The following is a 21981-nucleotide window of genomic DNA, read 5'->3' on the forward strand; positions in this document are numbered from 1 at the left end:
TTGTATGAAAGTATTTAGTAAGTCTCGTTTAGCGACGTGTGTGTTAACGGCCATTCCTGTGATGGCGGTAGCGAAAGACACAGGTAAGCTTGAAAAACTCGGTTCTGAGACGACTGGCATTGAAATCACTAAGCCGAACCAAGATCAAGATAGTTCGCGTATTTACCTAGAACAAGGCGCTATTTGGGCAAGCCGTGACATCACTCGCTTTGACCCAGTATTAGATGTCAGTGTCAGCGATGAGTTGGAAGTCGAGCAGGGCGCACTGCGAGACAGTGTCGGTTTCACCATCACGACTAACTATGGTTACTACATCAAAAGGTACCAGTTGGAAGTGTACCGAGTGGGTGACTTTGGCTTGTCTGAGCCAATCGCTGTGCTTGAAGGCGACAAACTGGCGAACGACTCTGACATCAATTGGGATGGTCAAATTGATGTTGATTATCAGTTTGAGGTCGGTGAGCAGCTGATGTTCCGCCTAAAAGCGTGGGACAAAGATGGCAACATGGATGTGACCACCGTTGGTGTGACTGACTTAGTCAAGCCGGACTCTAAAGTCGAGATCGATCGAAACGATAACGACGATGAAGAGAGTAAAGATAAAAGCTACGGCCAAGCTAAGTTGATGCGTCATAACATCCCGACCAATGCGGGTTTAGCCAAGTTCATTGGTACCGGTTTGAAAGGCGTTGATAAAGTTATCATCGGTGAAGATGAATTTGATGTCGAAGACGGCAACTTATACGCAGAGCAGTACTTACCTACAGACTCCTACATTTTCCCTACCAAGGTTGTGTTTGATAACGGTGATGAACGTCGTTACAAGCTTTACGTTCGTATTCCAGATACGTACTACGCACAAACCGGTTTGGCTGATCTTTATGTTGGTAAGAACAATGTGTCTGGTAATAGCGATGCATTAAGTGTGGATGACCAGTACCAAGATGACATCTATAACCAAGGTCGTTTAGCGTACTTTGGTCAGGGTAAATTTGGCGACAAACTTCGTGTAACGACTCACTTTGATACGCGAGAAAGTGAAATCAAAGACATGTTCAAACATCCCTTCGCCTCGGACGATTCGGATGTGTTTGATATCCTCGAAGACGACGATGAGCTTTATTACGGCAACTATGGCGATAGCTCAAACATCGAAAAAGTGGTCAACACCAAGGGCAAGGTTTACCTCAATGTGGAATACGATAAGTCTCAATACTTGTGGGGTAACTACAACACGGGTTTAACAGGCACCGAGAACAACGATTACAACCGTAGCCTCTATGGTTTCAAAGCTGATTATCGTACTCGCGATACTACACAATATGGTGAAGATCGCTTGAACGTGGTCGGTTTTACCGCAGAAGCAGATTCGTTGTATGCACACGATGAGTTCTTGGGCACAGGTGGTTCTCTGTACTTCCTTCGTCATGGTGAAGCGGTACCGGGAAGTGACAAAGTTTACGTCAAAGTAAAAGATGAATCTGGCCTAGTGCAGAATGAAATCCCACTTGAGCCTGGCGTCGACTATGACTTTGACCCGTACCAAGGTCGAATCATTCTGACTAAGCCGCTCGACAACATCCTATCCGATAGCTTTGGTAGCGTGATTGAAAACGGCGATGATTACGAAAACTTTCTGGTTGTCGATTATGAGTATGTTCCACAAGGTTCAGATTCATTAGATGCGATGTCTTACGGTGGTCGTGCTAAAGGTTGGATCAACGATTACGTTGGTGTTGGCGTGACGTATGCGACTCAAGAAAAGGACAACCAAGACTACGAGTCTTACGGTACGGACTTAACGCTACGTGCCACTGAAGGGACTTACATTAAGGCTGAGTTTGCGCATAGTGAAGGTAGGCAAACCGAGTCGAATTTCGTCTCTACTGATGGTGGTTTAACCTTTACGCCCATTGGCGACACGTTGGAAGACCGCGAGGGTGATAGTGTCCAAATCACAGCTGTCACCAGCCTTTATGATCTTGCTCCAACCATTTTTGGTGCTGTTGGTAATGACCTGAAGCTTTGGTATCGAGACAAAGACGCGGGATACAGCTACGCAAGCAGCAGCGATGATTTAGAGCAAGAGGCATACGGTGCTGAACTTCGTTTGCAAGCTACCGATCGCTTGGCGGTTCTCTCTCGCTTCTCGACCAATGAAGAGCGCGATGTCGATGGTAATCTAGAAACAGATACTGAAACGATTGAGATTGAGACTCAAGTTAAAATCACCGAGCACATTAAGGTTTCGGCGGCAGGGCAACAAACTGAAGAGCTTAACCAAAACGACGAGCACAGTGATGCCACCTTAGCGGGTGTGCGTTTGGAATACATGTGGGACAGTGAGAACAGCGTTTACGTCAAAGGGCAAAAGACCGTCGACCAGTCGGATGACTATGATGAAAACGACAGCGCGTCGATTGGTGCTGAATTCCAAGTGTTGGAAGACTTGTCTCTTGGTGGCGAATACACCGATGGCGACCGAGGCCAAGTAGCAGAAGCGACTGTGACTTACGATGTATCCGATGACCATTCAACCTACGTAACTTATGTAGATGATAACTACGAAGGCCAAAGCAACGTGATTGTTGGTCAGCGTGCAGATCTCACCAGCAGTGTCGATTTTTACCAAGAGAACCAGTTTGTTGATGAAAATGATGGTCATGGCCGTATCGACTCATACGGCTTTGGCTACGATGTGACGGAAGATGTCGAGATGGGGATTGGTTATCAGCTTGGTGAAATTGAAGATGACCAGAACATTACCACAGAGCGTGAATCTATCAGCTTCAATGCCTCAATTGACCTAGATGACATAACCCTTAGCCACAAATTTGAATACCGAGTGGATAAGAGTGAAGACGACCCTGACATCGCTCAGCGAGAACTGCAACAAATCGTGACGACCAACCGTTACACGCATCACTTAACGGAAGAGTACACGCTATTTGGTAAGTACAACTACTCCATCACCGAAAGCGAAACCACGGGCGAAACCATGGCGCAATTTACCGAAGCCACTGGCGGCCTCGCGTATCGTCCGATCTACAACGATCGACTCAACTTACTGAGCCGCTACACGTATATTGCAGATTTCGATCAACTGGATCGCGATGTGGATTATCAAGACGAAACCAGTCAGATCATTGAAGTTGAGGCGATCTATTCGATTGACCAACACTGGGATGTCGGTACTAAGTACGCCCATAAAGACAAACAGCAAGCTTTTGAACGAGCATCTGGTTCGAATGAGCTGGTTAAAAGCGATATCGACCTATACGGATTAAGCGCTTCTTACCGTGTGATGAAAGAGTGGGATGTGACGGGTGAATACCACTGGAAAACAGACACACTCAACGATGAGCTAGAACACGGTGCGTTAGTTTCGGTGAACAAGCACATCGGCGAGAACTTCAAAATGGGGATTGGTTATAACTTCTCTGCGTTTGATAGTGACTTAACCAATGATGACGACTACGACGCATCCGGCGTGTTTATTAACTTAGTCGGTAAGATCTAAGCATGCCCCAAAGTGGGTTGAAAGTTAAGAGTTGAGAATTCAAAGTGACAGTAAAGAGTAAGATGAAAACAATTATTTTCCTAATAAGCGCAGTGATGAGTACTTTGCTGCTGTCCGGCTGTGCAACCGACACCTATGTGAGCCAGGAGAACCGAGACAAGTTCGCAGGCATCGATGTGTCTAAGTTTTTAATCAGCGAGTGTTTGGCGCCAGAGCGTGAGGTGCACATCGCCATCGCAGAGCATTTTGCGTTTGATAAATACCAATTACGCGACCTCGATAAGATCAACTTGGATACCTTTGTTAAAGAGATCAGAGGCCTCGAAGGGCGTATCACGATTGTCGGCCATACTGATTACAAAGGTTCTCTGGAATACAACGAACGTCTTTCACAGCGCCGTGCTAAATCGGTCGCAGATTATTTGAAAGGGCAACTAGACCCAACGCAATATGACTGGGAAGTGAAACATCTTGGTGAGACTCAACCTCTTCTGTTTGGTAAGACAGATAAAGACCGAGCGGAGAACCGCCGTGCATTTATTGTGTTTGAAGAAGCTCAGAAGTACGAAGAGATGCCTTTCTGTGAGCCACCAAAACCAGAACGTAAAGTTTATATGGCAATGACGCCACACTTCGATTTCGATAAGTCAGTACTCAAGCAAGAAGATCTAACTCAGTTAGATGACTTCACAACGAAGTTGAGCGGCCTGCAAGGCAGCATAATGGTGGCAGGGCACACCGACCAATCGGGTTCACTTTCTTACAATGAAAAGCTGGCAGAGCGCCGCGCAGAAACGGTGGTTGAATACCTCAAAACCAAACTCGATCCTAAGCAGTTTATCTGGGAAGTGAAGTCATTTGGTAAGTTGCAGCCTGCGATTAATGAACGCTCTGAAAAAGCCGATGCATTAAACCGCCGCGCGTTCATTGTGTTCAAAGAATCTGATATTACCGCCGAACAGCAAGCTCTTGCTGGCAGTGAACAAGAAGCGGTGAGCAGCGAGAGCGATTAGAGTTCACCGAAGAATAACGAATAGTTGCCTTTACAATAAAACGCAAAAAGCCCCATACGTTGGGGCTTTTTGTTGCTCGCTCTACGGATTAAGTCGGGTCGAAGATCTATTCAGATGGCAAATTTTGCTTTAACTCTAAAAGCATTCGATAAGCACTTTCGCCAGACATTTCGTACGGGTTAAATTGATCAGATGTTGAAAACTGTAAGTTCAACAGCTCGGTTAAATTGGACTGCGGAATGTCTCCCATCGACCAGTCTCCAAATTCTCTGCTATCAACCTCTTTAAAATAAAGTATTGCGACGTGATTGTGTCTCTCGTCGTTAAGAATATGATTGTATGTGTGGTTAACGGCCTCTCTAGACCCTTCAATACATTGAAGAAAGTACTTTTGATTATGGCTGAGAAGCCCCGTTAAATGGCTTTGCCGATTATGATCTCGCGAGATAGCGAGTATCTCCTCCAATGCTTTGGAATCACAACATTCGGAAAGCGTACTGACATAAATTAACCGAGTTAGGAACATAGGCATCATTTCGGATTTTTGTTCAAAGGGTATTAATAAATATAAGCCAAGCTCATGGAATTGCGAGTTATTGATTTAATTGTCACTCGGTGGCTTTTGAAAAGAAGAGGATGGGGATGAAGTAGAAAATGGCAGGTTGCAAGATACGCTAAAATGACTCGAATGTTGGCCATTCAATTATTTTAGCGACCTGCTTGTGAGCTCGTTAGTTGTTTAGAATTGAAATCGATTCAACGTTTGAAGACGCATCAAAACGAACATTGACCAACACACTCTCTCGTTCGAAAGTCACATCATCAAAGTCAGTAGCCGCGATCTTGAATCCATTTCTTGCGAATAAACTCGTCACTGTTGTTCGTTGTTTCTGTTCCATAGCGCATGTCAGTAGTTCATTCATCGTGATCTCCATTAGGTAACCGTGTGCATAATGTAAGCGTACAGTCTCTTTGTTATGAGATCAATTGCTTAATCGATAAGCTATGTTGATATGTTCAATTGAATGATTTTGGTATTCAAAAAATCGATAATCAAGAGGGAGGGTGAATGTTCTGATTATGGAAGATGGGGTGTTATGTGACCGTGGTTCAGCATTCCTAGAGCGTGAGATTCATTGCAAAAATCTCGTTGAAATAAGTAGTTACAAAGCAGGGTGAACCATGCCCGCTGTTTAGTATGTTCGGTCGATTATCGGAATCACTATCGGCCTATATCTAACTTAACTAAAGTACATCGATTTACAATGAGTCGACTCCTCAATAAACCTTCTTTTATCTAAATTTTGTATGCTAAGTGATGTTGTTATAATTGTTATTAATTGCATAGGCTTGATTTTAATATTGGTTTGATTTATAAAATAAGCGTTCGTTCATTAACTTCATGATTGTATTAGTTTTTACTAACCTTTAATGACATGGAGAAAGGCGATGAAAAAGAATCAAACACGCAACAAGTTAGCGAATTTAGTGCGACTTCGTAGGTCATACAAAGCATCAGACTTTCTGGTGGGTTCTGATGAACTCCGAGTTAAAAAAGATGTGTATAGCTTACGTAAAATCAAACAGTTAGAAATTCGTCAATTGGGTCTTAAAGAAAACGCAATCAATATCGTTTCGTTGGCTTTAGTCCTCTCGGCGGCGACTTGGGCATTTGTTCCTCAGTTCGGTTTACCAATGCTTGCACTGACCTTTATTTTGGCGTTTGTTACATGGCGACGATATGAGTTGCGTGCAGAGTTTAAAGGGGCCGATGAAACTGGCGACCATTGGGTTTCCGTGGCGCGCGGTTGTACTCGAGAAGAGTTCAAAGTATTGAAAAACGTTGAATTGGCTTTACGCGATCAGCTGTCTTAGTGGCTAGATCTGTTAAGGTTAAGGTCTTATAAGCGTTAAGCTCCCATAATCAACAAGGCTCGTCATTGTATGGCGAGCTTTTTATTTTCTGAAAAACACAGGTAGTGCAGGTTACTTTGAGAGGCCAATGCTTATATGTGTAATGGGGGTTGATATGAATCTTAAGTCACGGCGTTTTTGATGCTCTTTGTGGTTTTGAATATAGGGAGAGGGTGGAAATGAATACACGAGTCAGTGAGAGTTCTTTTAAAAGGCTCATCCAGTTAGTTGGTTGTGTTTTGATTATAGTGTTGAGCAATAGTCGACTCTCCAATGCTCAAAGCATCGAGTTTCCTACTTGTGTACAGAGCGAGGTTTTGAATACAGAAGTCCACCTTTATGTTGATGAATCGGTGTTAGATGAATATTCCAAAGCATTTATAGCCTCTAAAATAGCGACATGGGAAAGCTATTCGAATCTGGTGTTAAAAAACTCCTGCGTCCCTATGACGAGAAAAGTCACTAAGGTGACTTATACGTCTGAAATCGACAGCCTTTGGTTTCAAGATTTGGGCGCAGCAGAGAGGTTATTAAAACTCTCGATGGAAGAACCGATTCCAGAAACAACAGAAGACGGCGTCCCCATTTTTACTGGGATAGTATTTTCTAATTATAATTTTAGCTTTGAGTCTGATTATTGTGGTATGTCTTCTTCGGTATCCTACTTTTTTTCTTTAGCGATAAACTGCCCTGATTACTTAATGGAGCATGAAATTGGCCATTTAAGTGGTGCTAATCATGACTATAAAACGTTATTGAAAGATTTTGATAGTATAGAAAGTTACATTTCTGGAACGTATCCAAGAGCTCCTCAATATTCCTTCGGTACAATTTGTGCTGACAGAGGCACAGTGATGTCTTATGAGCGAGATGTTATACCTGCATATTCCAGCCCGGACATCAGAGTAGATGGCACAAAGTGCGGGGATAGCAAATACCACAATAATGCGAGAGTGCTTAGAGAGTTCGCACAAGCTTATTTAATCCCATGATTGCCTAGTTGGTAGCCTGTTGTTTTATCGAACGTTATAACGCGTTCAATTCAAAGTGTTTGTCCTGTGATCTTTAAATTTGGAACGAGCGTATTTCTCCCAGTTTATTAAGGAAGAGTATGTATGATGTTATCCAAAGAGAATGAATCAAGAATTATTGAAATGGCGTGGGAAGACAGAACGCCGTTTGAAGCAATAGAACAGCAATTTGGTTTGAATGAATCGCAAGTGATTCGTTTTATGCGTAGCCATCTCAAGCTTGGCAGTTTTAAGCTGTGGCGCTCACGTGTTTCTGGGCGCTCGACCAAGCATGTAAAACTGCGCAGTTCGGACGTTTCGAGAGGTTATTGTCCGACTCAGTACAAGCATCGTTAAAAGAGGGGATGCCCAGCAAGTATCCCAAATCAACACACAGATATGGGAAATGAAAGGAATGAAACAATTTTGCGCTCTACTTTTGGTGCTGCTTAGCTTCGGCATCAGTCATGTTCAAGCGAATGATACGCGACTTAAGCAAGCTTACGAAGATCACCAAAGCGACGTTCAGGTGCGCGGATCGGGTACGGTGTATCGAGTACTTCCTGATGATAATAAAGGCTCTCGACATCAGAAATTCATTTTGCGACTCGATAGCGGACAAACCTTGTTAGTCGCACATAATATTGACTTAGCGCCTCGTGTTCAGGGACTGGCAAAGGGCGATCGAGTTGAATTTTATGGTGAATATGAATGGAACAATAAAGGTGGCGTAATGCACTGGACGCACAAAGACCCTCGTAATCATCACACTCATGGTTGGTTGAAGCATAACGGGAAAGTATACGAGTAAACACCTCCGCGACTTTTCCCTTCAAGGCTATAAGATAAAAAGGAATTTTGATGTTTAAGCTGGAAACTGACAGGTTGATTCTTCGAGATATGAGTCTCGAAGACGAGTGTGCCTTTGTTGCGATGTCTCAAGACGCTAAGTATCAGCGTTTCTATGATGAAAGTGATTGCGAACCTAACAAATATCGAGAGCTAACTCAGTTGTTTGTTGCGCAGGCTTTGGAAGTCCCACGCCAGTCTTTTCAATTAGCGGTTGAAAGCAAAGACTCGGGGAAGTTTATTGGAACTGTTTGTTTACGTCTTGAACGCGATAAACAAGCTTCAATGGGCTGTGCTTTATCGAGGGAAACTCAGGGAAAAGGGCTTTCTATAGAAGCTTCTGAAGCCCTCGCTGATTTTGGTTTCTCAGAGTTAGGCATACACCGCATCTACGCCGAAACCATCAGCAAGAACTTGGCTGCCATTAAATTATGTAAGTCACTAGGAATGAAACAAGAAGCGTGTTTTAAAGATCATCGATTCTTCAAAGGTCAATGGTGGGATACAGTTGTGTTGGCGGTTCTACGTTCTGATTGGAAAAAGGCTTAGTGATGGAAAGTGGTATGCAGAAGCTAGATAGAGGGCTCGATAGAGAAGGGTTCATTCAAAATCTTTATTCGCCAAAGAACATTGCGCCTGAATTTCAAGAAGTGGTGTCAGCAGTCGTTGATTCGCTGCTAAGAGAACTTCCAGGTCAAGTTGATGGTATCTACTTGTATGGAAGCGTGCCTAGAGGAACAGCCATTGTTGGTCGCTCTGATTTGGATGTTTCTATCGTACTTGCTACGCCTGTTGGTCAGAGAGAAAAGGAAGTATTTAACCTACTTTCCGACACCATACCCCAAACCTATCCGCAAGTGACCAAGCTTGATATCGATCCTGGCTTCCTGCGGGATGTTCTGCAACCCACGGAAAAGTATCACTGGCACTTTTGGATCAAGCATTGCTGCTGTTGTGTTTGGGGGAATGATTTATCTAATGAGTTCCCACTATACAAACCAAGCATTGAAATCGCTCAAGCTCTCAATGGTGACTTGTCTACTTTTCTTGAGCAAATGCCCTCGAGTTTCAAAACAATGACTGATGCGGATGTCGCTAAGGTGATTGGAAAGAAGTTGGTTCGAGTTGCGTATTACTTTGTGGCTGAGCAAGACGGCAGCTGGTACACCAACCTGAGCCAGTGTGCTGCAGTCGCCAAGCGCTATTACTCCAATCAAAGCGACGATATTGAGCTAGCTCATCAATACGCTCTCGGAAATTTGATATCTAAAACAGAAGCTTTTGAATTGTATGAAAGGCTGAGTAAAAAGCTTGTTGTAAATTAAGCATTAACACAAGCTAGAACAACAAACTTAACTACCTTTGTAACGGCTTTAGGAAAATTAGATGGATGTCCACGAGTGTGTTTCTTTTATCATGCTGAAGGAATCGCAGGTATTACTAGAAAAGCGTAGTGAGTCTAAGGAGACCGATCCCGGCTTAATCACTATACCTAGCGGCCATATTGAACACGGTGAAAACCAGGTTCAGACACTCTTTCGTGAGATCGATGAAGAGCTTAATGTTGTTCCGATTGATTACCAATACTTGTGTTCGCTTTACCATCCTACGAAGGAACTTCAGTTGATTCATTATTTTATCGTGAGTGACTGGGAAGGAGATATCACCGCTCAAGAGGCTGATGATGTTAAGTGGTATTCACTAGGTTCAGCTCCTGTTGGTATAGCAGCCGATGGTATTGCTTTGAAAGAAGTAGAGCGCGTGGGTAGGTATCTTTAGTTTGGATTCGATAACATGTTTTCGACGTTTTTGAGGGCTCAAAAACGGTGAAACCCCGATGTTGGTAGCATCGGGGTTTCGAATTTCTAGATTTCTCGACTGGTAAGATCGATTATCTTTTCTATGCAGAAGGCTGGATTAATCCAATCTTATTCCTTGGTAGGGAATTAGATACGGATGAAGTCCATGTGCTCAACTTTTGGCTTGAACGCGTGACGTTGAACGTCTTGTGGCTTAACCTTAACTTCTGCGCCGTCAATCAGTAGAGTGATTGCTTCGTAGAATTCAGGCTTATCCATTTGGTTGATCACTTCAGCGTGAACAAGTTCGATAGCTACAGCTTCAGCTTCGCCACCGTAGATTACAGCTGGGAATTTACCAGCGTGACGTAGGCGGCGGCTCGCACCTTTACCTAGTTCAGTACGTACTACTGCTTCAAATTTCATAGTTTTACTCTCAAATTAGTAAAAATTAACTTCACACCTCAATGCGACCTTGAGTGTGTGGTAATGCTTAAACATAAAAGTTCATGCTTAAGCGAGCGCGGATACTAACATCACATTCCAATATGAGCAAGTCAGAAGCCCATCTCAAAGTGAATTTCCTTCGATAATGGGTTCGTTTGGAGATAAAACGTTCGCTAACGCTTGTTTAGCGCATTTTACTCCCTTTTACATCGCAATCCTTATCTATTTATATCACTGCTAAATCATCAAGTTAATGAACGGAAAATGAATGTTTGCCTAAGACTTGGTTAAGTCTTAGTTCGTTAATCTTAGTGTCAATTAAACAGCAGAATGAATAGGTGAAAATATGGAACCGGTAAGCATTGTCGTAATTACGCTAAACGAAGAGAAACGCATTAGCCGCTTAATGGAAGAGTTGAGCGTGCAAACCCACCAAGAGTTTGAAGTGATTGTTGTCGACTCGAACAGTGAAGATAACACCCGAGAAGTCGCACAAGCCTATGAAAGTGCATTGCCAAAACTGACAGTCCACCATATGCAAGAACGCGGTGTTAGCCTTGGTCGAAACACCGGGGCTGCTTTGGCGCAATACAACCGAATCCTTTTCTTAGATGCTGACGTGAGCTTGCCTCGAAACTTCCTTGCGAAAGCGCTTTATGAACTAGAAGAGAAGAAGCTTGAAGTGGCGGGTGTGTACATGAGCTCGAAAGGTTTGCCGCTTGTACACAAGTTTGGTTACGGGCTTTTTAACGCAGGCTTGTTTACTACTCAGTTCTTTTTCCCGACGGCGATTGGCGCATGTATTTTCTCGACTAAACGGGCGCATGATGAGATCGGCGGTTTTGATGAAGAGATCGTCCTGTGTGAAGATTGTGACTACGTAAAACGTGCGAGCAAAACATGGCGATTTAGATTCCTAAATATGACTTTTGGTTTTGACCCACGTCGCTTAGACCAAGATGGCGTTGTGAAGACAGGCTCTACTTATCTTAAAGCCAATGTAAGACGCTTCTTTAAAGGAGAAATGCGTAATAACGAGATGAACTACAAGTTTGGTCACTACAAAGAACAGTAAGCGTTGAGGTTGTTATGTTTGATGGACTAGGGTTGTTTCTGGGAGCATTGGGTGATGCTCTCATTGGCCCAAACCTATTTGTACCGGGAGAGCCGTTCTTTATCGCAGCGGGCTTTCAACTGTATTCAGGTGCATGGATGGCGTTGGTTTTGGTGATGCTAGGTGGTTTGCTTGGTGATCAACTCAGTTATTTCATTGGTTATAAATACGGTGTTAAGGTGCAACGAAGGCTCATTAAGTTTCGCCCTAAAACCAAAAGATTAATTGCGCGCTGCCGCTATCTGGTTGCTCGCAAAGGCACATACATCATTCTTTTTGCTCGTTTATTAGGGCCTATCGCTTGGGTTGTGCCATTTATAGCTGGCTCGCATCGTGTACCGTGGCGTAATTTTAGTGTGTTGGCGTTTATCGGTTTGGCCCTTGGTGGAGGGCAGTTCATTGCTTGGGGCATGTTACTGGCGCACGGCGTTGAAAACTTCCCGTGGCTTAATAGCCTTAAGATATTTATCTCGGAGCATAATAGCTTGATCGTTGGTGTGTTCGCGGTATTAGTCTTCACCATTATCGGTTACCGAATGAAGTGGCGATGCTTAGTACTTAAGTCTAGTGCGCTGTTGTTGGCGTGGGTATTGTTTGCGAACTACGCTCACTTTTTCTGGAAAGCGGATGACTTTCAGAATCAACCAGAGACGGCTCAAATAAACAAAGTCGACTGGAACTCGGTTACCTATAAAGCGTTCCCCGGTAAATCTTCGTTCTACTCGGCGCAAGCGATCAACGTAATTTATGTTGGAGCAACCCCAAGAGACTTAATGAAGCAATTAGGCTGGATAGAGAATCAAACCTTCTCTCGAAATGAGATTGAATGGGTTGGTTATCTCGCATTGCTTAGAGAAAAAACGCCGCCAGTGTCTGATTTATATTGGCGAGACAAGCCGCAAGATATGGCTTTTCAATTGCCGGGTAACCTGATGAAGCGCAGCCATATTCGTTGGTGGCGTGCAGGTGTTGATATTAAAACTAACCAGCCTCAGTGGTTAGGCGCAATTAGCTATGATGATGGCCTTAAAGTCACGCCTTACTCAGGCATTGTGACCGTGCTTCATAACATTGACCCTAATGTTGATGAAGAGCGAGATCGGCTTGCTAATCAGATACGAACGTTACTACCAGACATCGAGTTAGACAAGTACCCATTAGCAACGGTGGAAGTGATCAATGACGATCATGACTATTACACTGATGGCCGGGTATTAACGATTGGAGCAACGACCCTTAGTGATAATTCACAAACTTTGGATGTTGCTGTGAACGATATATAGAGTTGTATATAAGGTCGATAGAATTAAGCCCTAGCATTACGTTAGGGCTTATTGTGTTTAACTTTTACTTAGCTTGTTCAGCCTTTACTTACTTTAAGCACCAGAGAAGCTTTTAAGCCGCCCATTGAGCTCTTGCTGAGCGTTAGGCTGCCTCGGTAACTGTGTGCCATTTCATTTACGATATTAAGCCCTAAGCCTGTTCCTGGTGTGGTTTCATCAAGTCGGACGCCACGTTTGGTCACTTGCTCAAGCTTCTCTTCAGGAATGCCTTGGCCATCATCTTCAATCACCAACTCTATGTTGCCATCGTCGAGTTCATTTGCATGGACGCGAATAATGCTGCCAGCCCACTTGTAACTGTTCTCGAGTAGGTTGCCGACCATTTCATCAAGGTCGGTTTTTTCTACCGCCACTTCAATCTCAGAGTCTAGCTCGTTAATTATGGTGACTTCGTTGGCTGCGTAGACTTTATCAAACGCCATTGAGATAGCTTCAACACGCTCACAAGGTGAAGACTTCACCGAAAGAATGTTCATTGCACCTGCCATACGAGCGCGGCCAAGGTGATAATCAATTTGGCTTTGAATCTGATGAATGGGCTGTTGCAGCAGTGCCTTGTCATCCTCTGGAAGTCGCTCTATCTCATTTTTTAGAACTGAAAGCGGTGTTTTCAACGCATGAGATAAGTTACCCGCGTGGTTACGAGCTCGTTCTAATAACTCTTGATAGTGAAAGAGCAGGGCATTGAGGTCAGAGACTAATGGAGAAACCTCTTTCGGGTAGTTATCGCTTAACCCTTGTTGCTCGCCGTTTCTTAGCATTACCAGTTCGCGTTGCATCTTGCTGAGCGGTAATAACGACCAACTGACTTGAATACCGATCAACATCAGCACGCCAACAAACAGCAACATTAGGATCAACCAGACTTGACCAGTAAGCTCTGTCAGTGTGGATTCTAATGGATCTTCATCAATACCAATGGTGATCGTGACAGGGTCGTTCAGTTCAGGCAGGTAGATATCTTGCTCGATGTAAATCAGCTTTTCTTTCTCTGGCCCTTTGACTGATGTGTGAATCGGTAAACGCTTGATGGTGAGGTCTTTATCCCATAGCGAGCGAGATCGAATGATCTGCTCTTGGGTAGCGGCGCGCCAATAAATACCACTGTAGGGCTGGTTGAACCTAGGATCAGACAGACGCTCTGCCATGATCAGGTTACCACTGTCATTGGTTTCGATATTGGCGGTTAACTCATCCATGGTTAAGCCAAGCTGCTGCTTCATGTCATCGACGAGGTAGTCGTTAACCAGTTTCGGAATCCCGACACCAGCCGCTAATATCATCGCACCTAGCCAAAAAGCCGCAGCAAGGAGCAAGCGGCTTTTTAAACTGATGTTTTTAAGTGTTCGTTTCTTTAGATTCATGCATTTCCAACCTGCCTTTGCTCATCGTAACTTATCGTATTGCGATGATCAGAACAGGCTGTCCACTTAATTAATAGTTGCTCTTGGCGTGATTGACGACTGAGCTATTCAGCATTCAGTTGGTAGCCAAGGCCACGAACGGTTTTGATGATCTTTGGTGCGATTTTCTTACGAATACGACCGATGAACACTTCAACCGTGTTTGAGTCTCGGTCGAAGTCTTGCTTGTAGATATGCTCAACCAACTCAGTGCGCGAGATAACCTTGTTTTGGTTATGCATGAAGTACGCGACAACTTTATATTCCAGCGCCGTGAGGCTAACTGCTTGACCTTGCCACAACACTTTAGAACTGCGTGTGTCTAGGCTTAGATCACCGATTTGAAGTATCGGAGCAGCACTGCCTGATGCTCGGCGCAGTTGAGCTCGGATACGGGCAATCAGCTCGACCATCTCAAATGGCTTAGTTAGGTAGTCATCAGCACCGGCGTTCAAGCCCTCAACACGTTGAGTTAGCGTGTCACGAGCACTTAAGATAATCACTGGCGTGTTGATGTTTTCGTCTCGAATGCCTTTTAATACCGTTAGGCCGTCAAGCTTAGGTAAACCTAAATCGAGGACAATCGCGTCCCATTCTTCTGACGTTGCACGGTAGAGTGCGTCGATACCATCTTGAGAGAGCTCTGGAACCCAGTCGGCCCCCTCAAGTGTTTCAATAATTTGTTGGCCCAAACGAGGCTCATCTTCAACGACTAAAATTTTCATAATTGTTCTTCTTAATTCTTGTAATGACTGTTCGTCGTGCTTAGCTCTTCGTCGTACGTAACTAGTCGCCGTGTTTAATTGCGTCTTTAAAGTTGCGGCCTTTAATCATAAGCATTTCTAACGTCTCAGCGTTGTATTCGACTTTGATGATGTTGTTTTGGTAATTGATTTTTAGTTCATACACCCAAATGTCGTCATCTTCTTCTAGTTCGACTTTAATGATTCTGCCATGAAGATCGTTTTCAACCGCTGCATACATTTCTGAGAAAGGGCGAATGTAGCCTTCTCGTACGGCTTCGTAGACTTCGTCTTGATCTTCTTCAAATTCGATGCTGGTTCCTGCTTTGTGAACGTCCTGTACTAATTCATGACCGTTATGGTGTGAGTCAGCCCATGCACCAGCAGAAACAAATAAGCCTAAGCTTATAGAAAACAAAGAAATCATAGTTTTACTAAACATAGCGAATCCTAGAGAAGGTTGATAGCGTTCAGTATAAAAAAGTAATTCTGAACAGAAAGTGAACCTGATTAATAATGAGAATTTGATACCGAAAAACTTAACGCTTAAATGGCGCAGGCTTTAATACATAAGATTAATTACCGAGTGTTAAGAACGTAAGACTTACCTTTATTCTTAACTTTAACGCTGCTGTAGTTCGTCTTCGAATATCTTGTCTCTCATTTTCCAAAAGCGTCCGACTTTACGTGCAATCACGAATTGAGGTGGGCGGAATCTATGTTGGTGAGCAACCACTTTCGTCGGTGAGGCTTCTTCAAAAGGGCGATGTCTGTCTGCAAGGTGAGGGCGAACAAATTGGTCTTTGAAGTTCTGCTTCTGCTTTTTGGTGGTTAATGACCAAAACTCATGCACTTGCGCTTGGTTTTCACCGCGATAGGTGACCTTAAGTTGTGATTTACCTTTCTCGTCTTTAAGCACGTTGAGGTCCATTTCTAAACATTCAAATACCAAGGCATCTTTTAGATTCAGTGCTTCTTTCAGTTTTTTGTCTGGGTCGACTAAGGTTGCATCACACTCATGGCAAATGCGCGCGGCAATGTCGTTGTCCGCACCACATTCACCGCAATATTTCGCTCGGAAACGATAGTTGCAGTGTTCGCGTTCGCCCGTGTCTTCATCGGTAAAGTAGCCTTGGCATTTACGACCAAAGTGCTCCAGCAAGAAGCCATTGCTGTCTAGCTTGCCCCAAAAGTTGTTATTGAAGCCGCACGCCGGGCAAGGAATGGTGATGATTTCACTGTCTGAATCGGGTTTAGGGTCGCCGACCTCAGGTTGGTAAAGGTCGTAACTGTTGCCCGCATAGTCGAGCACCAAACACTCTTTTTTACCCGGAGATAGGCGTAAGCCACGGCCAACGATTTGTTGATACAAACTGATGGATTCTGTCGGGCGCAAAATCGCGATTAAATCGACGTGTGGCGCATCAAAACCTGTGGTTAATACCGATACGTTAACCAAGAACTTGATTTTACGTTCTTTGAAGTCGCTGATTATTTGGTCACGTTCGAGAGTTGGTGTATCACCAATCACAATTGAAGCTTCACCTTCTGGCAATAAGCCGAGGATCTCTTGTGCGTGTCGAACGGTCGCAGCGAACACCATGATACCTAGCTTGTCTTGGGCTAGGTGAATAATCTGATCGACAATCTGCGGGGTCGCGCGTTTCGATTGCTCGATCACCATGTCGAGTTCTGCTTCTTTGTAGCGACCAGTGCTCGCGGGCTTTAACTGGGAGAAGTCGTAGCTCAACACGGGTGCATCAATCATACGTGCTGGTGTGAGAAAGCCTTCGTCGAGCAGGTAACGAATCGGCAGCTCAAAAATACAGTCGCGGAAGAAGCGAGGCTCATCTGAACGCACTTGACCGCGAGTATGGTATTGATAAATCCAACCCATCCCAAGACGATATGGGGTAGCCGTTAATCCAAGTACCTTGATACCAGAATTATTCTCGCGCAAGTGAGTGATGACTTTCTGATAACTACTGGTCTTTTCATCGGGAACACGGTGGCATTCGTCGATAACCAACAGTGAAAATTGGTTAGAGAATGAATCGAGATTTCGCACCACAGATTGCACGGAAGCAAACACGACTTGTTGGTCGGTCTCTTTGCGTCCTAAACCCGCAGAGAAAATCGAGCCTTTCAGCCCGTAACCTTCATACTTTTCATGGTTCTGTTCAACCAACTCTTTTACGTGAGCAAGCACCAACACTCGACCTTTCGCAAGCCTTGCTAACTCTGCAATCACAAGGCTTTTTCCTGCACCTGTCGGAAGCACGAGCACTGCCGGAGTTTGGTGTTTTCTGAAGTAATGAATCACTGATTTTACAGAATCAGCTTGGTACGGGCGGAGTGTATACATATCGCGTCTTGTAAGAAGGAAAACAAATAGTGTGAAATAGCTCAACTAATTGAGCAAAGGTGACTATAATACCCGACTTAGATTAGTTGAGGTATTCATGCGTTTAGATAAATTTCTGTGCGATGCATTAGGCGTCACTCGAAGAGAAGCAACACACTTATTAAAATCCAAGGCAGTGACAGTAAATGATGTCATTCAAAAAAGCGGTTCACTCAAGGTAACTGAAGAGTGCGTTGTCGAATGGCAAGGCAATGAACTGAATGTTCACGGCCCACGTTACATCATGCTTTATAAGCCTGAAGGCTTTGTTTGTTCGCATGAAGATGGCGCAAATCGTATCGCGTTTGAATTACTTGATGAAATCAAAATGGACAAGCTGCACTTTGCTGGCCGTCTAGATATTGATACAACAGGTCTTGTATTGATTACCGACGATGGTAAGTGGTCTCACCGTATCACTTCGCCAAAGCACAAGTGCGAGAAGACGTACCGTGTTTGGTTGGTTGAACCTGTTGAAGACGATTACGTTGAAAAATTCAAAGAGGGCATCCAGCTTAAGAGCGAAGATGGCCTAACACTTCCTGCACACCTAGAAGTTCGTGCAGAGCGTGAAGTATTGCTAACGATTCACGAAGGCAAATACCACCAAGTTAAACGTATGTTTGCTGCTCTTGGTAACAAGGTAGAAGCACTACACCGTGAACGTATTGGCGAAATTGAGATGGACGAATCTTTAGAGTTAGGTGAATACCGTTACCTAACGCAAGAAGAAGTCGATTCAATCTGGAAGTAGTCCTTAGCTAGAAGTTGCTCTTAACAAGAAATTGTTCTTAACAAGAGACCACTTTTGCTGGAAATAGCCCTTTCGTTGTAAAGCCGACCATGGATAGCGTCGGCTGATGATGTTGACTGGTACTAGGAAAGTCTCAGCCAATCTTTGACTCGCGTACTCACGCTAGTCCCTAGCTCTATCAGTTGAACATTCGGAGAACCATGCAAACATCGATCTCACAGAGCCAAAGCTCCCAACTAGAAACACCTCAATTAGGCTTAGTGCTGTTTTTGATTCTAGGTGCGATTGGTGCACTTACTCCGCTAGCCATTGATATGTATCTGCCAGCGATGCCGACCATTGCTAAAGATCTTGGTGTGACGGCGGGTGAGGTACAAATCACGCTAACAGCCTATACCGCAGGTTTCGCGCTGGGGCAGTTGCTGCATGGCCCGTTGGCGGATAGCTATGGTCGCAAGCCTGTACTGCTTATTGGTGTGTTCTTGTTTGCTATCGCTTCTATGGTGAGTGCGACAACTCATGGCATTGAAGCGCTGACTTACATCCGTACCGCTCAAGGTTTTGCTGGTGCTGCGGCGGCCGTTATCATCCAAGCGGTGGTAAGAGATATGTTCGATCGTGAAGATTTCGCAAGAACCATGTCTTTCGTTACTTTGGTGATGACAGTTGCGCCATTGGTTGCTCCGATGATTGGCGGTTACTTAGCGTTGTGGTTCGGTTGGCGTTCAATTTTCTGGGTTCTGGCTATTTTTGCGGTGATCGTGATTCTGGCGGTATCGATGAAGATCCCAGAAACGCTTCCTGCAGAAAACCGACAACCATTGCGCTTTAAAACAACGATTCGTAACTATGCTCGACTGTGTAAGAACCCAACGGCGATGGGCCTGATTTTCTCTGGTGCATTCTCATTTTCAGGGATGTTTGCGTTCTTAACGGCAGGTTCATTCGTTTACATCGATATCTATGGCGTTCGCCCTGATCTGTTTGGCTACCTGTTCGGCTTGAATATTGTTGCTATGATCTTGATGACGAGCATCAACGGTCGAATCGTTAAGAAAGTGGGCTCTCACGCTATGCTCAGAGTCGGCTTAACCATTCAACTGTTTGCAGGCTTAGGTCTGTTAGTCGGTTGGATGTTAGATATCGGTTTGTGGGGTATTGTGCCATTCGTGATGCTGTTTATCGGCACACTGTCTACCATTGGTAGTAACTCAATGGCACTGCTTTTAAGCGGATACCCGAATATGGCCGGCACAGCTTCTTCGCTTGCAGGCACATTAAGATTTGGTACTGGTTCTGTAGTGGGGGCAATTGTTGCTATGCTACCAAGTGACACTGCAGGGCCAATGGCTATGATGATGGCAGCATGTGCAATACTGTCAGCATTACTATATTGGACATTAGGAAAGAAGGCATAATGTCAAAATACTATATTGAAATTCAGAAGTTAGTGAACGATGCGCTGGGCGAGCTGTATGCTCTGCATAAGTCTGGTAAAGCGATCGACGCGCCTATCGCGAACAACCTTTATCTTGTTCGTTGGGTAACAAAAGCGATTAAATCTCAAGCTTATGATCGCGTGATTGTGCCTGACTTAGTTCGCTGGCAGAAACAGGGTCGCTCAAAAGGCAACAACTCTGATTTAACTTTTACCTTTAAACGTATTTCTGCGTTTTACGGACGTTTTTTCCCTGAAGGCGAAGAGCCTAAAACGCTAAAAGACAGTGATGTTGAAGCGTTCATGGACAAAATGTACGAGATGGGTTGGAGCGTATCGAGTGAAGACGAGCTAACGACTGGCGGCAAGATTCAATTCTTCACCGATGGCGAGCACTCTTTTGCTTTATGCGGTAAACAGTGTGACGACTCTTTCGACGGGGAGTTGATGGTTAAGCCAATGAACTGGTTTGTTCGTGGCAACCATGCTGAGTTCATCCAAGCGGCGATGGAAGCGGGCTTCATGCTTCACAAAGTAACGGACTATAAGTCTGCGGTGAAGTATCACGGTGAATACATCGTTTACCCTGCTAACCAAGGCAACCAACTGGCTGAGATCCCAATTAGCGTTATCGGCTAATAGCGGATTCGAGATGAGAGATACGAAGAGCGGAATTATCCGCTCTTTTTTGTCTCTCATAGCGCGTGTCGCTAATTTGCTGTTAAGTCTTTTCGCATCCCGTTACCCGAATCTCGCATCTGCTTTTAATCCTGTTCTTTAGCCTGCTTCTCAATTGCCTTCACCATGCCTTTAAAAATAAACAGGTGGGCTGGCATCATAGCAAACCAATACAGTAACCCTAGAAAGCCTTTAGGGTGCCACCACGCTGAAATGTTCAGCTCGCGAGAGTCACCGTGGTCAGAGACGGTAATCTCGAGTCGCCCTAAACCGGGGCCTTTCATACCGAAAAGCAGGGATAAAAACTGATTCTCTTCACAGCGAATGACCTTCCATGAATCGATTTTGTCACCGACTTTTAGGTTGGGCCCTTCTGGCATTTGTCGAACCGGTACACCGCCACCGAAAAGAACATCCAACCATTCGCGTGTGCGCCATAAAGTGTTAGCAAAGAAGTAACCTTGCTTCGGGCTTCCGATTTGCTGAGCAACATGCCAAAGCGATTCCAATGAAGCGCTTGAGGTGATACTTGCGCCTGTTTTCTTCGGGTAATAGCCATACCCAGCTTGCCAGCGTTTGAATGCGGTTTTATCAAAGCCCCATACATTGCTTTTGACAAAGTTTCCTTCAGCGTGAATGGCTTGTTCAACCATATTTTCGAACGAGATAAGCTTCTGAGGGTACTTTTCTCTAATGATGGTCGAACTGGCGATGAAGTCGTGCTTTAAGCCTGCAAGTAGTGCTCTACCTATGTTAGACGGTACAGAAGTCACCACACCTAACCAATATGAAGCAATCTTTGGTGTCAGTAGCGATGTCGCCCATAGTTTGAGTGGACGATCGGCGGTTTTAGCAATATGAGCAAATTGGTTTCGGTAAGAGACAATATCCGGCCCGCCAACCTCAAAGGTTTGGCTTTCGCTAGGCGTGTCTTGTGCGAGTTTTAGTAAATAGTGGTTCAGGTTCTGCAAAGCAATCGGGTTGGCTTTAGAGTCAACCCATTTTGGCGCAATCATAATCGGCAAGTTGTACACGAAATCTCGCATGATCTCGAATGCCGCAGATCCTGGGCCAATGATCACGCCAGCTTGAAGTTCGGTAACGGGTACAGGCCCTTTACGAAGCAATTCGCCGGTTTTCTTTCTCGCTTGAAGGTGCTCTGAATCACCAGTCTGAGGCTGTAAAGAACTCAGGTATATGACGTGTTGATTCTTTGGCCCAAGAGCAGAAACAAAGTTACGGGCTAAGTTCAGCTCATAATCGATAAAGTCGTGGCCTTCCGCCATGCCATGGACGAGAAAGAAGATAAGATCAAAGTCGGGGACTAAGGCTTGTGTCGCAGCTTGATCGGCCAGATCAAGATACTCAAGCGATAAGCTTTCGTGAGGCTCGGTCCGTGCCTTTAAATAGTCGATATGCCTTGCTGCTGCCGTGACTTGATAGCCTTGCTCAAGCAGGAGAGGGAGGAGTTGCGAACCAACATATCCAGAAGCGCCTAAAACCAGTACTTTCTTCATTGTTACTCCATTTATATCTGTGGTTAAAAACCGAA

22 protein-coding genes are annotated in these 21981 nt (G+C 44.6%); 14 read left to right on the plus strand and 8 right to left on the minus strand.

Translation table 11 applies throughout. From position 1 onward, the window contains the following. Nucleotides 1-4: 4 nt before the first annotated feature. Nucleotides 5-3520 (plus strand): hypothetical protein, encoded by a 3516-nt coding sequence (locus tag AB4274_RS03870; protein WP_372111052.1) that lies wholly within the window; start codon nucleotides 5-7, stop codon nucleotides 3518-3520. Between the two features lie 62 nt (nucleotides 3521-3582). Beyond that, on the plus strand, nucleotides 3583-4533 hold the full coding sequence (locus AB4274_RS03875) for an OmpA family protein (RefSeq protein ID WP_017067279.1): 951 nt from the start codon (nucleotides 3583-3585) through the stop codon (nucleotides 4531-4533). A 106-nt stretch (nucleotides 4534-4639) separates the two neighbouring features. Here AB4274_RS03875 and AB4274_RS03880 read toward each other — a convergent pair whose 3' ends face one another. Together AB4274_RS03880 and AB4274_RS03885 are read right to left on the minus strand one after the other, a co-directional pair. Next, a complete protein-coding gene (locus AB4274_RS03880) occupies nucleotides 4640-5059 on the minus strand; it encodes a BLUF domain-containing protein (RefSeq protein WP_017065379.1) in 420 nt (139 codons plus the stop codon). A gap of 205 nt (nucleotides 5060-5264) precedes the next feature. Further along, nucleotides 5265-5456: a hypothetical protein gene (locus AB4274_RS03885; RefSeq protein WP_004734640.1), complete on the minus strand. Its 192-nt coding sequence runs from the start codon at nucleotides 5454-5456 to the stop codon at nucleotides 5265-5267. A 526-nt stretch (nucleotides 5457-5982) separates the two neighbouring features. Here AB4274_RS03885 and AB4274_RS03890 point away from each other — a divergent pair. From AB4274_RS03890 to AB4274_RS03920, 7 genes are all read left to right on the plus strand, one after another. Next, nucleotides 5983-6408 carry a hypothetical protein gene (locus AB4274_RS03890; RefSeq protein ID WP_372111055.1) on the plus strand — a complete coding sequence of 142 codons (426 nt, stop codon included), beginning with the start codon at nucleotides 5983-5985 and terminating at the stop codon, nucleotides 6406-6408. 218 nt (nucleotides 6409-6626) lie between these two features. Next, entirely contained in the window at nucleotides 6627-7439 is an 813-nt protein-coding gene (locus tag AB4274_RS03895) for a hypothetical protein (RefSeq protein WP_372111057.1), read from the plus strand. A 123-nt stretch (nucleotides 7440-7562) separates the two neighbouring features. After that, the gene (locus tag AB4274_RS03900; protein ID WP_065583896.1) at nucleotides 7563-7814 is read left to right on the plus strand and encodes a TIGR03643 family protein; all 252 of its coding nucleotides are present in this window, start codon (nucleotides 7563-7565) and stop codon (nucleotides 7812-7814) included. 58 nt (nucleotides 7815-7872) lie between these two features. Beyond that, nucleotides 7873-8268: a DUF3465 domain-containing protein gene (locus AB4274_RS03905; protein WP_372074188.1), complete on the plus strand. Its 396-nt coding sequence runs from the start codon at nucleotides 7873-7875 to the stop codon at nucleotides 8266-8268. 50 nt (nucleotides 8269-8318) lie between these two features. Continuing rightward, nucleotides 8319-8855 carry a GNAT family N-acetyltransferase gene (locus AB4274_RS03910; protein WP_372074190.1) on the plus strand — a complete coding sequence of 179 codons (537 nt, stop codon included), beginning with the start codon at nucleotides 8319-8321 and terminating at the stop codon, nucleotides 8853-8855. A gap of 14 nt (nucleotides 8856-8869) precedes the next feature. Further along, entirely contained in the window at nucleotides 8870-9631 is a 762-nt protein-coding gene (locus AB4274_RS03915; protein WP_372074192.1) for a nucleotidyltransferase domain-containing protein, read from the plus strand. Nucleotides 9632-9692: 61 nt separating this feature from the next. Then, complete coding sequence (locus AB4274_RS03920; protein ID WP_372111059.1) at nucleotides 9693-10085, plus strand: NUDIX hydrolase; 393 nt, start codon at nucleotides 9693-9695, stop codon at nucleotides 10083-10085. 167 nt (nucleotides 10086-10252) lie between these two features. Here the strand turns inward: AB4274_RS03920 and rplY are convergent, their stop codons facing one another. Then, nucleotides 10253-10531, minus strand: coding sequence for a 50S ribosomal protein L25 (gene rplY / locus AB4274_RS03925; RefSeq protein WP_048658383.1), 279 nt, complete (start codon nucleotides 10529-10531; stop codon nucleotides 10253-10255). Between the two features lie 367 nt (nucleotides 10532-10898). On the opposite strand from rplY, the gene AB4274_RS03930 reads away from it, so the two are divergent. Then, entirely contained in the window at nucleotides 10899-11627 is a 729-nt protein-coding gene (locus tag AB4274_RS03930; RefSeq protein ID WP_017060374.1) for a glycosyltransferase, read from the plus strand. A gap of 14 nt (nucleotides 11628-11641) precedes the next feature. Beyond that, nucleotides 11642-12949, plus strand: coding sequence for an LssY C-terminal domain-containing protein (locus tag AB4274_RS03935; protein ID WP_017070602.1), 1308 nt, complete (start codon nucleotides 11642-11644; stop codon nucleotides 12947-12949). Nucleotides 12950-13026: 77 nt separating this feature from the next. Here the strand turns inward: AB4274_RS03935 and AB4274_RS03940 are convergent, their stop codons facing one another. The 4 genes from AB4274_RS03940 to AB4274_RS03955 form a co-directional block, all read right to left on the minus strand. Then, nucleotides 13027-14373, minus strand: coding sequence for an ATP-binding protein (locus AB4274_RS03940; RefSeq protein WP_372111063.1), 1347 nt, complete (start codon nucleotides 14371-14373; stop codon nucleotides 13027-13029). A 104-nt stretch (nucleotides 14374-14477) separates the two neighbouring features. Next, nucleotides 14478-15137 (minus strand): response regulator transcription factor, encoded by a 660-nt coding sequence (locus tag AB4274_RS03945; protein WP_017060377.1) that lies wholly within the window; start codon nucleotides 15135-15137, stop codon nucleotides 14478-14480. 61 nt (nucleotides 15138-15198) lie between these two features. After that, entirely contained in the window at nucleotides 15199-15597 is a 399-nt protein-coding gene (locus AB4274_RS03950) for a PepSY domain-containing protein (RefSeq protein ID WP_050052988.1), read from the minus strand. 180 nt (nucleotides 15598-15777) lie between these two features. Next, complete coding sequence (locus AB4274_RS03955; protein WP_019821311.1) at nucleotides 15778-17520, minus strand: DEAD/DEAH box helicase; 1743 nt, start codon at nucleotides 17518-17520, stop codon at nucleotides 15778-15780. Nucleotides 17521-17617: 97 nt separating this feature from the next. Between AB4274_RS03955 and rsuA the strand changes: the two genes are divergently transcribed. From rsuA to AB4274_RS03970, 3 genes are all read left to right on the plus strand, one after another. Then, nucleotides 17618-18313 carry a 16S rRNA pseudouridine(516) synthase RsuA gene (gene rsuA / locus AB4274_RS03960; protein WP_017060380.1) on the plus strand — a complete coding sequence of 232 codons (696 nt, stop codon included), beginning with the start codon at nucleotides 17618-17620 and terminating at the stop codon, nucleotides 18311-18313. 200 nt (nucleotides 18314-18513) lie between these two features. Next, complete coding sequence (locus AB4274_RS03965) at nucleotides 18514-19731, plus strand: Bcr/CflA family multidrug efflux MFS transporter (protein ID WP_372111067.1); 1218 nt, start codon at nucleotides 18514-18516, stop codon at nucleotides 19729-19731. Next, nucleotides 19731-20390, plus strand: a complete 660-nt coding sequence (locus tag AB4274_RS03970) for a DUF2913 family protein (RefSeq protein WP_017060382.1) — start codon at nucleotides 19731-19733, stop codon at nucleotides 20388-20390. The genes AB4274_RS03965 and AB4274_RS03970 overlap by 1 nt, the downstream gene beginning before the upstream one ends. 125 nt (nucleotides 20391-20515) lie before the next feature. Here AB4274_RS03970 and AB4274_RS03975 read toward each other — a convergent pair whose 3' ends face one another. After that, nucleotides 20516-21946, minus strand: coding sequence for a DUF2867 domain-containing protein (locus AB4274_RS03975; protein WP_017065397.1), 1431 nt, complete (start codon nucleotides 21944-21946; stop codon nucleotides 20516-20518). Nucleotides 21947-21981 lie beyond the last annotated feature (35 nt).

The sequence above is a fragment of the Vibrio sp. 10N.261.55.A10 genome (assembly GCF_041470825.1).
In the GTDB taxonomy this organism is placed as follows: Bacteria; Pseudomonadota; Gammaproteobacteria; order Enterobacterales; family Vibrionaceae; genus Vibrio; species Vibrio crassostreae_C.